The organism is Moorena producens PAL-8-15-08-1 (assembly GCF_001767235.1).
GTDB classification, from domain to species: Bacteria; Cyanobacteriota; Cyanobacteriia; order Cyanobacteriales; family Coleofasciculaceae; genus Moorena; species Moorena producens_A.
Map to the genome: position 1 here is coordinate 6,171,550 of NZ_CP017599.1, position 13,253 is coordinate 6,184,802.

Genomic DNA, 13,253 nt, shown 5'->3' on the forward strand with positions numbered 1-13,253 from the left:
AAGCCAACTCGGCTGTTCGCTTCAAACAATACTGACAATTGACGATTAATCGAGAATAGATCAACAAAGCGATGCAGCCCCTTAATACAGGGGTTTCCCCGATCAGGGAGTGCATTAAGACACTTCATTATTGACTAATTACTAATGACTATGCAAAACTATCGAGATTACTATGAAATGTTGGGTGTACCGACAGAGGCATCCAGCGAGGAAATTAAAAAGGCTTATCGGCGGTTAGCTCGACAGTATCACCCTGACCTGAATCCTGGAGATAAGACAGCAGAAGACAAGTTTAAGGATATTGGTGAGGCATATGAAGTTCTCTCTGACCCGAATCGGCGATCGCAGTACGACCAATTCAGCCGATATTGGCAGAAGAAGAAATTTGGTAGAAAAGCGGCTAAAGCTGCTACTTTGATTAAAAATGTAGGCTGGAACGGCAATGGTCGTGGTTCAGCCCAAGGAGAGGATTATGGCAATTACCGGGACTTTAACACCTTCGTTGATCAACTACTCGGACGTCGCTCTACTAGAAAGGCAACATCAACCCCACCTCCAGGGACTCGGGTAAGTTCGGACAGTGCGTTTCGACCAGGGAAAACTAAAACAGCCTACACGGTTAGTTCTCGTCTGAGACCTCAACCGAAATCCCAGCCTCAGCCTCAACCTTATCCCAAACCTCAACCTCAAGATATTGACGCTCGATTAACCCTACCTTTGGAAAAAGCCTATAAAGGGGGTCGAGAGCGAATTCGCCTAGAAGATGGACGGGGTTTAGAAATTGAGCTACCTGCTGGGATGGTAACCGGTGCCCTGGTGCGGCTCCAAGGTCAAGGTATTGATGGTGGATGTTTAAATTTAAAAATCACTGTGTCACCTCATCCCTTCTTTAAATTAGAGGAATTTGATGTGATTTGTGTAGTACCAGTAACACCTGCTGAAGCAGTATTAGGTGACTTAATAGAAGTTCCCACCTTGGATGGTAGAGTGCAAATTAATGTTCCTAGTGGGGTGAGGTCAGGACAAAAATTGCGCTTGGCCAATAAGGGTTATCCCAATCCAGAGGGGGGACGAGGGGATCAGGTAGTAGAAATTCAGATTGTTGTGCCAACCGAAGTCACTGAGGAGGTCAGAGAACTCTACGAAAAACTACGGCAAATTGATAATTTTAATCCTCGCCAGGATTTACTGGTCTAGGAAAAAGCCTGACATCCAAGCATCTTAACCATGACCGTTAATGATTAAGTTAATGGTTAATAGGATCTTCGACGCCTAGAACTACGGGGACGTTGTCTGGAAGAAGAGCGCTCTTGATTCCTCAACTTACGACTAACTTGGACAAAGACATCTCGTTGCAGGTAAGGATAGTCATTTACCCAAATGTCTAAGCTAGGAATATAAATATCACTGGTCTGAGCAATCTTGCCTAAGTCAGGCTGATTGGACATGACCAACATCTGAGCAATTTGTCCAGGTGAAATATTTTTGTGGAGGCTTTGAAGGGGAACTTGCAGCTGACTCATAAATCCAGTTTTATCTTCTACTTCTAGATTTAACCGTCTCTCCCGGTGTTCCACAATTACCAACTCACCCCGCTGATTGACTTGTTCTTCTGTACCAATCAACTCCTCGGTTACAAATACATCTTCGATTCGGCCTTGCCAGAAGCCGCTATAGCCATATCGGCGCATCTTCAGGTTCCGCATACTTGCCCAATATACAGGACCCCACAACCAGTAAAGCCCTGCAGTGATCTCGAATAATACCCGGAAGGGAGCAAAACCTGAACCAAGAATCAAACCTAAAATTAAAATCACCACGACTGCGATTAGAGAAATTAACAGTCGCCTTAAAAAATCTCGAAACTTACCCCAGTAGTAGCGATACTGGAGTCCCGTGGCTAGGACGGGAACGATTTGTTCAAACTTCTCGCGGGTGATGGGAATTAGCATGGGTTTTGTACTTAGTTCTTAGTCCTTAGTCTTTAGTTACTCAGTATTTAGTATTTAGTTTTTAGATTTCTTGTGATTGATCTCAATTTTGACAAATCACCAATGACTAATGACTAATAACGTAAGCATTCAGCCGTCAGCCGTCAGCCGTCAGCTTATTTTATTCAAAAGCACCGATCTAGTAGCGTGGGTGTAGCGCCTAAATTTTTCCAGTAACGTGGCCATTCGTGTAGCGTGGCCATAGGCTAAGGCCAAAGGCGAATGGCTGATAGCTGAGTGCTGATAGCTGAGTGCTTACCTAATGACTAATGACTAATGACTGGTCACAAGATTTTCTCTAACCCATATAGTAGACCCTTGAGCTGGGTAACTTTGCGAATCGCGAGCAGTACTCCTGGCATATAGCAGGAACGGTCGCTGGTGTCGTGACGTAGGGTGTAGATTTGACCAGGGGCACCGAACATGACTTCTTGGTGAGCAATTAAGCCAGGTAAACGCACGCTATGAATCCGAATGTTGTCTTCTGCAATGCTTCCCCTGGCACCTTTTAGTTTTTCGGTTTCTTCCACCATGGCCGGATTATAGGTTTTACCCGCTCCAGCCATGCGTTGGGCAGTTTGAATGGCAGTACCGCTGGGAGCGTCGGCTTTTTGGTTGTGGTGGAGTTCGATGATTTCTACGTGGTCAAAGTATTGAGAGGCTTGCACAGCTGCTTGTTGCAGTAATGTCATACCAATGGAGAAGTTGGGGATAATTAGGCAGCCAGTGCTGGCTTTTTCAGCAAATTCCGACAGGTCTTTGATTTGGTCAGCGCTAAGACCAGTGGTGCCAACTACGGGGCGGATACCGTATGCGATCGCAGTTCGGATGTTGTCGTATATGCTGTCAGGGTGGGTAAAGTCTACCATCACCCCTTGGGTTTTTTCTTGGGTAGCCAGAACTAGATTGGCTTGCAGGTCATTGAGAATGGGAATTTCAACTGGTTCGCACCCGGCTACTTCTCCGGCGTCTTGACCTAGATACTTAGGATTGGTATCGATGGCACCGATTAGGGTTATGTCTTGGGCTTGAGATACAGCCTTAATCACCTCTCGACCCATTTTTCCGGCGGCACCGTTTACGACTACTGGAATGGGATTTGAATTGGACATGGTTTCAGGATAGTTTGGGGCTCTGCCAAGGCAATTTTAATCTATATTGCGTCATCTATATTGGGAGTTTTCGTGGGAGTGTGGTTAGGGGATGGAACCGTGAAAACCCGAGCGGACACCACGGATAGCACCAAGGGTAGATCGGTTCAAATCTTGCTTGTTGTGATCAGCCTGCGCTATTAGCCCCCAAATTCATCCCAAATTCAAGTTTACTATGCTCTTTATCGGTGAGGCTAATCCTGAAAGAAGCGATTAGTGCTGTAGTACTAGGTTAAGTCGTGAGTCAGCTCCATGGTTATTGTCCAACCCAAGTCTGGCTGAAATTATTTGTCACGGCTATACTAGCAAAGTCAGTATATGTTTGTAACTAGCTTAATTTGGTATATGAGTATTGTTGTTAAAGTCGTTCAACCCACAGGCATTCTAGATGGTACAAAAGCTGGCGATTTTCGTCAAGAGGTTACTGAGCTGGTGAAATCTAACGCAGATATTATTTTGATTAATTTTCAAGATGTTACTTTTATGGATAGTTCTGGTTTGGGAGCGTTGGTACTTGCTCTGAAAACTATTCGTGCTGCTGGGAGCAAGATGTATATCTGCTCAGTTAATGAGCAAATCAGAATGTTATTTGAACTGACCAGCATGGACAGAGTATTTGACATCTTTCCTACACGAGAAGATTTTGAAAGCGAGGTGCTGTCTACGACGACATAATTGCAGGGAATTCTATAGGGCGAACGCCGTTGGGCGTAGCCCTTTCCAAATCCTAGATTTTGTTTTAAGCTGTTGCCCATTTAAATTGAATATTATTCAGTTATAAAAAAAAATAAAACCCTCTCCCCTGCTCCCCTGCGCCCCTGTTGTCATAACAAATTTAAATGAAGAGCAGCTTAGGGAAGGTAGGAAGATGTTTTAGGGAAATTTCCTAAAGCTTGATGAATTCGACATAACCAACTATCCGACCATTGAGGAGTCAGGAGCTTCGAGTCATAATAATTTATTTTTCAGTAATTTTTGCGAAAGAATCCACCACTCGTTCTTTATACTCCCACTAACCTGGCTGAATGCTTCTGATGATTTACGGCAATTGAGTATTTTGTCTTCTCTTTAAAAGCTGCCAATTTTTGACATTGCCCATTGCCCATGGGCGCACGCTAAGCAAACGGCCCACGCTACGGAAACTGAGGTTGATTAGCCCAGAACGAGCTGTTCATACAAAATTGATTTCTAGTAACGATAAATCATCATCAAAATAGTGTTTAGGGTTCACGGCTTGCAGAGATTTCAAAATCAAATCTAAGTGACAAGCACCATTGTGATTTTGCTTACACTCTGCCAGCAATCTGATGAAGGGCTCAAGTCCCCAAACGTTGCCATTGGATTGGTCAATCTCGTAAATCCCATCGCTGAATATATATAGGGTGCTCGATTCAGTAATTTCACAGCATTGATCAATATAATCGGCATCTGGGAACATACCAACAGGTAAGCCAGGCGTTTTTAGACGTTGTACTTCCATCAAGGAACCATGGGTCTGAGCAATTAATATTGCGGGTGGATGTCCTGCACTAGCATAGACCAGTTGACGCTTGACCTGGTTATATACCCCATACCAGACCGTGAAGTACTTATCATTTCGCTCAGTAATCTGGAAGGTTTGGTTCAACCCTCGTAGAACATCACTCGGTTGATAGTAGTTAATCGACTTTAGAGCCCGCGACCTGAGTAAATTTAGCACTGAAAGTGTGGGCAAGGCAGCTCGTAAGCCATGTCCAGCAGCATCCAGCAGATAAATTGCTAAATGCTCTGAGTCTAGCCAATAATAGTCAAAGCCATCACCCCCCAGTTTCCGGGAGGGAATAAATCGGGTGTCAATGGTCACCGATGGTTTGCTCATCCGGTCTGGAAGAATCGAACTAACATACTCTGCTGCCTCTGCTAATTCTCCCTCTAACAACTGCTTTTGGTGCTGCAAATCATGACTGAGTTGGTGTAACCTCAAGCCAGCCCTGACTCGTGCGTTCAACTCTGCTATTTCGATCGGCTTACACAGAAAGTCATCTGCTCCAGCATCTAACCCCTCTACCCGGTCTTCAATGGAATTTCGAGATGTCACCAGAATAAATATGGTGGTTGAGAGTCCCGGTGTTGCCTTGAGTTGACGACAGACATCCAATCCATTCATACCGGGCATAATCCAATCGCAAATGACTAGCGCTGGACGTAACTTTTGTACCTGCACCAAACCTTCTTCGCCGTTGCTAGCTACAGCTACCTCATAACCCTGGTGGCAAAGGGTCCGTTTCAGTAACATTTGCATGGCTGGATCATCATCAATAATCAGAATTTGGTTCATAGCACTGAGGTTTTAGAAATTACTTTAGGATTTATCAATACACTGACTTACAATGAGGACAGCCAGTAGATTCTGACCGGCTGAATTTCACGAAACCTTGATCGCGTAGCGTGACGTTCCGTCAATCAGACCCCAAGACAAGTTAGACTGAGTTACTTTTATTGATGGCATTCCCTATTGGCGTACCGGATTTATTTGTTATAACTTTTGTGTCTTGCACCGGTTCCGGTTTCTTCCCCCTTTTATAAATCTCCATCAATTATTGCTATTTTGGTCAACATTATATAGGGCAAGACCCCCTAGAGGGCAAGACCCCCTGGCTTGATAGAAAACGGAAAAAGAAACCCCATTTGGCTCAATGGTTTTCAAGGGTGCTTCTGGCAGAGCTTCTAGAAAAAATTTTCTTTGAAGGCAATCTTTTTGAAGGCAATTGAGTATTAGTCCATGGTACAGGGAGATATAAATCTAGGTTAGACTGGATTCCTTGATCTTAGAGTACCCTTTGGAGAGAATCAGGCTTCAATGTGGTTGATGTATGTGGTTGATGTATGTGGTTGATGTAAAAGATTTTGAGGAATTGAAAAAATTGAAAACATCTATCCAATTTCCTAGCGAGCTTAAGGCGTTAGAAAACGCTTTGGGATGGTTTGACCAGTTCAAACCATCGTATGTTCGCCAAAAAGTCTGGTTGCAGTGCCAATTAGCTCTCGCTGAAGGATTTACCAATGCCGTTCGTCATGCTCACAAAGATTTGCCAGAAGAAGTTTCCATTGATGTCGAAGTTACTTTATTCCCCCAGCGCTTAGAGTTACGCATCTGGGATCAAGGCCCTCCCTTTGATTTAGAACAGCGCCTTATAGACCTCAAGCAGGAAATGAACCCTCAATCTGGTGGTGGACGTGGCATCGCTATACTACACAAAATCGCTGATCATCTCAGCTATACCCGTACCGATGACAACCGGAACTGTTTGTTAATTGTGAAGTGTTATCAGGAATTGGGAAAGAGGGATTTAAAAACTTTTTGTAAAGAAAATGTTAAGGAGTCTCGATTACCAATTGTCAGACCGATGGAGTAGGATAATGAGATGGGTGACCTAAGTGGCTGAAACTCGCTTTGCTGTGCTAGTTAGACTTTTGTTGACATTTATTTAGACTCAGCACAAAATAACACAAAATCTTTAATATTCTGAGTAATTCACTATTTTGTTTGGCAACACCATCATTAAACTCCTTGGGGACTCCCGTTATACCCGTATTAAGCAGCGTCTGGCACTACCAGTAAGGGTTAGCGGGAGACGGGGCGTATAAAGTGCGGACGCAGGTGACCCACACAGCTCCTTGGGAATTGGAGACTGGATCTGTTCCGCTTCTTGATAATCTTTGCTTTGATAAAGAAATATTAAGAATGCACTTAGTGGTGCCGGTTTGCGCGCAAGCTGAAAAGCCACTGCATTAAGCGTAGACTAGAAAACAAGTAAGCTCAATGATTTGATCGGCTGAGTGATTAGGCTGTTTGGTTCAGCCGTTAAGAGTTTTGTACTATTAAGAATACAAGCTCCTTTGGAGCCGCTACGCGAACGCTATAATCCCGTTCTGGAGCGCGATGGGAGTATCAAACTGGGTTTGGAAGAGTATGTTCGCAAAATGCGATCGCATTTTGCGGCCTTTTTCGGTGACCTTACTGGCGGCAAAGACTCTCGGTGATCACCGATAACTGTTTCTGTTGCTATGGGACAATTACTGGGAAAATTACTTTGATCCTAAATAGAATTTACGGTAGCAGGCTTTGGTGAATCCTTCGCAACACGTTGACCTGTCATCACCATCGGAACTCCATTTTCCGGAGCAATCGCGAATCCACGACGAGCTGGTTTAATGATTTTGTCTTGTGCTAGGGCTAAGTGATAATTAGACAATACCTTAGCCAAAACCAGTTTCATTTCCAACATCGCCAAAGCAGCACCAATACAGCGTCGGTTTCCACCACCAAAGGGAAAATACTCATAGGCAGAGTATTGACGCTCAAGGAATCGTTCTGGTTTAAACTGATCTGAGTCTGGATAGAGGTCTTCTCGACGATGGGTTAAATAGGGACAGGGAAAAAGGGTAGTATTGGCCTGATAGTGGTGACCCATAATGGTAATTGGGGCTGTGGTAATGCGGGCGAAGATCACAAACGCCACTGGGTAAATCCGCAGGGTTTCGTAGGCTACTGCTGTGAGATAGGGCAGTTGGGCAATGGCCATCGGGTCGGGATTATCCCCTAAGCTATCAATTTCCTCTAGCAGTTTTTGGCGCACTGTCGGTAATCGATGAATCCAGTAGAATGCCCAAGCTAAAGCGGTTGCAGTAGTCTCATGACCTGCAAATAAGAGAGTCATCAACTGATCTTGTAACTCGTGATCACTCATCAACTCACCATTTTCGTCCCGAGTGGACATCATTAAACTGAGAATGTCATTGCCCATTAGCTCGGGTTGCTCTCGGCGCTGATTAATCTCTTCCTGAAGAAGGTTATAAATTTGCTGCCTAGGCCGCACCAACTTGCCCCAAGGACTCCAAGCTCCTAAATCTCGTTGCAGGAACTTAAAAAACAGCATACTAGAGCGCAGGGGGGAACTAGTCATATCTAGCATGGCTGTCAGCAGTGGCTTCAGTTTTTGGTAACGGGGTCCGTGACCTAGACCGAAAACCCCCTGCATGATTACCTGGATGGTAATGTCTTGCATGGCACTACGGGCAGTAAAGGCTTGACCGATTACCCACTGACTCGCTACCTGCTGGGTAATATCACAAATCAATTGACTGTAGGAATTAATTCGTTGGCCATGAAAGGGAGGAATCAAGAGTTTACGCTGCCGCTGGTGGGGTTGACCATCGAGTAAAGTCATTGAGGTTTTCCCCAGCAAGGGTCGTAGCAACTGATTTCGTTCACCAGATTTAAACTGGCTAGGAGGAGCGGTCAAGACTTCCTGAATTCCTTGGGGGTGGCTGACCATGACTAACGGTCCCAAAGCAGTTAGCCGTAGGGTAAATGTATCTCCATAGCGTTCTACACACTGCTCCAAATACTTCAGAGGGTCAGCAATCCAATAGATTAACTGTAACCATTTAGGGATTTGAGGACCATCAGGTAATTTACTCATACTCGTTGTCCTGTGTTACTTTCTCTTGACCAATTCATGGTCTAACCTAACTACTATATTTCAAAAAAAGCTTCGGTTACCTCATTACTATCAGAAATCCGCTTATTGACAAGCTATAAATAAAATTAAGGGTAATCAAAACTAGTCGATTAATCCTATTCTGTTAGTCTCTGGGAATTAAAATAAAGCAAGATTTAATCTGAATCTCTATAAGGCAGGTAAAACAATAGATGTAGAGTGACAGATTCTCAAGTAGCCTCAAGAGTAGTCTCAATCAATGTCATCCATAAGACATTTCACTGGTTAAAACCCCAAATTTACCCTTTATACTAATTCCGCACTAAGCCAGCTGATTGTAATATTTGTTTAATAGTTGTAATAATTAGAAAAGGTTTCTGAGACTATGACAGTTGGTAGCAGGGTTTCGACATTCTGTCAAGGAATTCAGTATTTTGACAATACCATACCGGGTTTTGATGCGGCTTTTGACCAATACGGGCAACAACTAGGGATCGCGTTGGGGCAAAAAGCGATCGCATCTCCTGATGATCCAGCAGCTGTCTTCCAGACCTTACTGGCTGCTGATGCCCTACGCTACCTAACCCTGCACATCACTGCTAGTAAATCCTCTGGTCATCCAGGGGGATTTGCCAGCATTGCGGACGGCATTGCCGCCTTGGTCATGCTGGGTTACAAAAACATTATTACTGAAGTGGGACACCATGCCCCAGGCTTCTACAGTAACATGTTTCTGGATGGCTCCCTAGAGGAGATGGGCATTAAGACTGTAGAACAGATGGGGGAACGCTTCCGAGAAATGCACGGATTGCTCGGACACCTTTCTGGTCAAATTCCCGGACTCCTCAATCCAGCTGGCCCCCTGGGACAAGGGCAACACTTTGCCATGGCCGGGGCTTTGCTTCATCCAGGAGTACTATTCCCAGTTACCATTGGGGATGGGGGCTTGGGTGAACCTTATGTAATGAGCAGTTTTGGTCACTTCTCTACGGCCTATCCCCAGGTGACTAATTTTCTGCCGATCTTAGTGTGGAATGGTTACAGCCAGGAACACCATAGTATGGTTTCCACAAAGTCCAATGAAGAAATGATTGCATACTGGCAGGGGAATGGTTTCCAAGAAGTAATCTTAATCAATGCTAAGGATTATGATGATGCTGACCAACCCGGTGAGTATGTGGATAGCACAGAGTTTTCCTTGCAGAAGCGATTGGCATTTACCCAAGGGGTTTTGGAAGCTACGGATAAAGCGGCTAAATCAGCCTTGAGTGGTAAGTTAACGGTGCTGATTGTTAAACAACTCAAAGGAGCCGGAGTCCACAAACGGGGAGCGAAAGCTCACAATCTCTACCCAGGAGATACCCTGGAAAAAGATTATATTGTTAGTGCCCTAAAAGCTCGGGCGTTGCCTTCTAAAGCTTGGGAATTAGTCAGGACAAATTTTGAGCGTTCTGGAGGAGGGCCAGCCGCCCATACTGTAGTCACAGAAAAGGAATTGCCTTTGCCAGATTTAGGTGAATTACCTTTAGAAGAATTTGTGATTGACGGAGACAAGAAAATAGCGACTACTGCCATGGGAACGATAGTTGCTCATGTGGGGCAAAAAGACTCTAATTTTATTATCTCCAATGCTGATGGCAATGCTGCTTCTGGAATTAATAATATTAACCAAGCTCTAAAAATTATCCACCCGACCCCGGATGAAATTTACTTCCAAGGCCCAAAAGGTCAGGTGTACGAACCCTTGAGTGAAGATGCTTGTGCTGGATTAGCGGTAGGGTTAGCCTTGTTTGGCGCTCGTACTCTGTGGTGTTCTTATGAATCCTTTGCTATCAATGGGTTACCCATTTGGCAAACCGTTACCCAAGCCATGGCAGAATTGCGCCGTCCTACTCCCTCTACCATTACATTATTTACCGCTGGGGCACTGGAGCAAGGACGCAATGGTTGGACTCACCAGCGTCCTGAAATTGAAAATTACTTTGCTGCTATGATGCGCAATGGCAATATTTTCCCGTTGTTTCCCTGTGATGCTAATAGTATCCAAGTCTGTTATGAGTGGGCGCTGAGTACTAAGAATAAAGGAATTACGATTACTGCCAGTAAGTCACCCTTACCGGTACGCACGACCTTTGAGCAAACCCGTCAAGGCTTGCAAGATGGTGCAGTGGTGTTGCATGAAACTAAAGGCAGTAAAACCGTTGTGTTTGCGGTGATTGGGGATATGAGCCTGATCCCAGTGTTTGATGCTGCTTCCAATTTGGAAAACCAAGGGATTGGGGTGCGGATTGTTTCGGTAATCAGTCCCCGCCGCTTGTACCGTCCTGATGATACGGCTTGGAAAACCTGTACTGACGCTGATGGCGGTTTCTTAGATGATCAGGGGTTTGAACAGCTGTTTGGTGGGGATGGGTTAATTGGTGTTACTGGTGGTACCAGTGCCATGCTCGAACCGATTATGTTACGTAGTACTTGCAAACGGGATGTGGTGGCTTGGAAGCGCGGTGAAACTGCTAGTAGTGCTGGTCAAATTATGGCGTTTAATGGCTTAACTGCTGAAGCTTTGGCCAAACGGGCCACTGGGTTAGTTAAAATTTAGTGCGTAGGGTGCGTTAGGGGCGGACTTGCCCTTATTTTTCCCCTCGAGCGCCAGGGTTGGGATAGTCCGCCCCGTAACGCACCACCTTTGGGCTCACACTCATTTTCAGCCTCGAGCGCCAGGGTTGGGATAGCCCGCCGGAAGATTGTAACGGGCAAGATGCCCGTTCCACGCTTGATGCCCGTTCCACGCTTGATGCCCATTCCACGCTTGATGCCCGTTCCACCCACCGGGTTAAATAGCTTTAATGAGATGCACCCAAGCAAGCCCCCTGCGCGAACCCAATAGTAAAAGTCAAGAGTTGTTGAACTAAGGCAGATTCATGTTCCAAGAGATTGCTGCTCAGATTGCTTTTTCCCCCTCCTTGCCCTATTTATCCACAGCCCTAGGGATTACTAGCATAGCGGGACTACTGGGCTGGGGCTGGTGGCAACGCAAAAATACTTACAAATCCCTAGAGTCACTCCCCTGTCCTCCCAAACACTGGCTATTGGGAAATGTTCCTCAGGTATTAGCAGCAGTTAAACAGAAGAAATACTTCCAATTATTGTTTGATTGGAGCAAGCAGCTAGGCCCGATTTATGTTTTATGGATCGACCCTCCAATTCTGGTTTTGAGTCAACCAAAGGTGATAGAAAACACCATTCTGAATGGCATCAAAGATGGCAGCTTGGTTAGGTCTAAGCAAATGCGCCAAATTTGGAACGACCTTGGTGGTGCTCCCGTTCTTCTCGGGGAAAACGGGACTGAGTGGCAGTGGCGACGGAAGGCTTGGAATCCTGAATTCAATTCTAGTGGTCTGTCCAAATACTTTGAGATTATTAACCTTGCCTGCGAACAAGTAATTGCCAGAATTCAGCAAGATGCACCGCAAACAGAGGTAAAGGTAGATTCCGTATTTGTGGAACTAACGATGAGGGTGATTTTCTGTTTAGTGCTCGGAATTCCTGTGGAGGGAAAATCCTCTAGTTCTGAAGGTCCACCCCTAGATATTCTTAAGGCTTACGAGGCGATGTCTATTATAGGATATCGGGTTCTACGGTTAATTACTGGCGAGAAGATATGGATGAAATATTTGCCCACTAAGGCTTCAGGAGATTACTGGAGAGCAATGTCATATTTAGAGGGTTTGATTGGTCCGAGAGTGGACTTAGCCTTGAAGATCACAGAAAAAAACCCGACTAATTGGGGGCAGGTAAGTCCAATGTTCCAGGAATCGATGTTAGTGAAAATAGCGGCTAAGGAACCAAAATACACTCGGAAAACACTGATAGCAGAAGCAATTGAACTCTTGGCTGGTGGTACTGATACCACAGCTCATACTTTATCCTTTGCAGTAGGAGAGTTAGCCTTAAATCCCAGGGTTTTTCAGAAAGCACAGGCTGTGGTTGACCAATGTTGGCAAAGTAATGGTGGTATTAATACAGAAAGTCTGAAAAAATTGACTTACATCAGTGCGGTTATTAAAGAAACTTTGCGCCTTTATTCCGTCGCCTCAGGTTCCACTTCCTTGGAGGCTAAACGTGACACCGTAATTGAGGGCAACTTGATTCCTCGTGGCACGATTATCTCCTGGTCAATGCTGGCTGCTGGGCGAGACCCAGAGGTCTATGGCAACCCGAAGGAATTTTTGCCAGAGCGTTGGTTAGACCAGGGCAAAGGCAGTAACTCACTTCCCATGATAACCTTTGGCTCAGGTTCTCATCGTTGCTTGGGAGAGCATCTGGCCATGGTGGAAGCAACGGTAATGCTAGGAATGCTGCTCCGTTATTTTGATTGGGAGTTGGTCAATGGTCGCTCATCTGTTGAACAGTTACAACAGAACCTTTTGATTTATCCGTCTGATGGGATGCCAGTGCGTTTTAAGGCTAGAGACTTCCAGTGTATTGAAGAAACTTAATGGGCTTTCCTAGGATGGCTATGATAAATTAGTACAAAATAATAGCTATAGCAATTCTACGACTTGTGAGGTACACAATTTCTAGATTTTAGGGAACAGGGAACAGCGATGCAGCGCGGTCTTGGGGGT

General features: G+C 45.1%; 10 protein-coding genes. 6 read left to right on the top strand and 4 right to left on the bottom strand.

What is annotated here, in order from left to right; genetic code table 11:
* Positions 1-150: 150 nt before the first annotated feature.
* Positions 151-1,197: a DnaJ C-terminal domain-containing protein gene (locus BJP34_RS22525; protein WP_070396829.1), complete on the top strand. Its 1,047-nt coding sequence runs from the start codon at positions 151-153 to the stop codon at positions 1,195-1,197.
* Between the two features lie 56 nt (positions 1,198-1,253).
* On the opposite strand, the gene BJP34_RS22530 is transcribed toward BJP34_RS22525, so the two are convergent.
* Positions 1,254-1,952 carry a phosphate ABC transporter permease gene (locus tag BJP34_RS22530; protein ID WP_070394273.1) on the bottom strand — a complete coding sequence of 233 codons (699 nt, stop codon included), beginning with the start codon at positions 1,950-1,952 and terminating at the stop codon, positions 1,254-1,256.
* Positions 1,953-2,275: 323 nt separating this feature from the next.
* Positions 2,276-3,103, bottom strand: a complete 828-nt coding sequence (dapB, locus tag BJP34_RS22535) for a 4-hydroxy-tetrahydrodipicolinate reductase (RefSeq protein WP_070394274.1) — start codon at positions 3,101-3,103, stop codon at positions 2,276-2,278.
* A gap of 384 nt (positions 3,104-3,487) precedes the next feature.
* On the opposite strand from dapB, the gene BJP34_RS22540 reads away from it, so the two are divergent.
* Positions 3,488-3,817, top strand: coding sequence for an STAS domain-containing protein (locus BJP34_RS22540; RefSeq protein WP_070396830.1), 330 nt, complete (start codon positions 3,488-3,490; stop codon positions 3,815-3,817).
* A gap of 496 nt (positions 3,818-4,313) precedes the next feature.
* Here BJP34_RS22540 and BJP34_RS22545 read toward each other — a convergent pair whose 3' ends face one another.
* Positions 4,314-5,459 (bottom strand): PP2C family protein-serine/threonine phosphatase, encoded by a 1,146-nt coding sequence (locus tag BJP34_RS22545; RefSeq protein ID WP_070394275.1) that lies wholly within the window; start codon positions 5,457-5,459, stop codon positions 4,314-4,316.
* A gap of 586 nt (positions 5,460-6,045) precedes the next feature.
* On the opposite strand from BJP34_RS22545, the gene BJP34_RS22550 reads away from it, so the two are divergent.
* Both BJP34_RS22550 and BJP34_RS44095 read left to right on the top strand, forming a co-directional pair.
* Positions 6,046-6,537, top strand: coding sequence for an ATP-binding protein (locus BJP34_RS22550; protein ID WP_229423968.1), 492 nt, complete (start codon positions 6,046-6,048; stop codon positions 6,535-6,537).
* A 484-nt stretch (positions 6,538-7,021) separates the two neighbouring features.
* Complete coding sequence (locus tag BJP34_RS44095; RefSeq protein WP_158517391.1) at positions 7,022-7,165, top strand: hypothetical protein; 144 nt, start codon at positions 7,022-7,024, stop codon at positions 7,163-7,165.
* A gap of 56 nt (positions 7,166-7,221) precedes the next feature.
* On the opposite strand, the gene BJP34_RS22555 is transcribed toward BJP34_RS44095, so the two are convergent.
* On the bottom strand, positions 7,222-8,607 hold the full coding sequence (locus tag BJP34_RS22555) for a cytochrome P450 (RefSeq protein WP_070394277.1): 1,386 nt from the start codon (positions 8,605-8,607) through the stop codon (positions 7,222-7,224).
* 403 nt (positions 8,608-9,010) lie between these two features.
* On the opposite strand from BJP34_RS22555, the gene BJP34_RS22560 reads away from it, so the two are divergent.
* Both BJP34_RS22560 and BJP34_RS22570 read left to right on the top strand, forming a co-directional pair.
* On the top strand, positions 9,011-11,224 hold the full coding sequence (locus BJP34_RS22560; protein WP_070394278.1) for a transketolase: 2,214 nt from the start codon (positions 9,011-9,013) through the stop codon (positions 11,222-11,224).
* Between the two features lie 322 nt (positions 11,225-11,546).
* Positions 11,547-13,124, top strand: coding sequence for a cytochrome P450 (locus BJP34_RS22570; RefSeq protein WP_070394280.1), 1,578 nt, complete (start codon positions 11,547-11,549; stop codon positions 13,122-13,124).
* The last annotated feature ends 129 nt before the right edge of the window (positions 13,125-13,253 follow it).

What these genes read in the sequence shown, in the direction of transcription:
- BJP34_RS22525 (WP_070396829.1), top strand. Translation starts at nt 151, where the DNA reads ATGCAAAACTATCGAGATTACTATGAAATGTTGGGTGTACCGACAGAG.
- BJP34_RS22540 (WP_070396830.1), top strand. Translation starts at nt 3,488, where the DNA reads ATGAGTATTGTTGTTAAAGTCGTTCAACCCACAGGCATTCTAGATGGT.
- BJP34_RS22570 (WP_070394280.1), top strand. Translation starts at nt 11,547, where the DNA reads ATGTTCCAAGAGATTGCTGCTCAGATTGCTTTTTCCCCCTCCTTGCCC.
- BJP34_RS22555 (WP_070394277.1), bottom strand. Translation starts at nt 8,607, where the DNA reads ATGAGTAAATTACCTGATGGTCCTCAAATCCCTAAATGGTTACAGTTA.
- BJP34_RS22545 (WP_070394275.1), bottom strand. Translation starts at nt 5,459, where the DNA reads ATGAACCAAATTCTGATTATTGATGATGATCCAGCCATGCAAATGTTA.
- dapB (WP_070394274.1), bottom strand. Translation starts at nt 3,103, where the DNA reads ATGTCCAATTCAAATCCCATTCCAGTAGTCGTAAACGGTGCCGCCGGA.
- BJP34_RS22560 (WP_070394278.1), top strand. Translation starts at nt 9,011, where the DNA reads ATGACAGTTGGTAGCAGGGTTTCGACATTCTGTCAAGGAATTCAGTAT.
- BJP34_RS22530 (WP_070394273.1), bottom strand. Translation starts at nt 1,952, where the DNA reads ATGCTAATTCCCATCACCCGCGAGAAGTTTGAACAAATCGTTCCCGTC.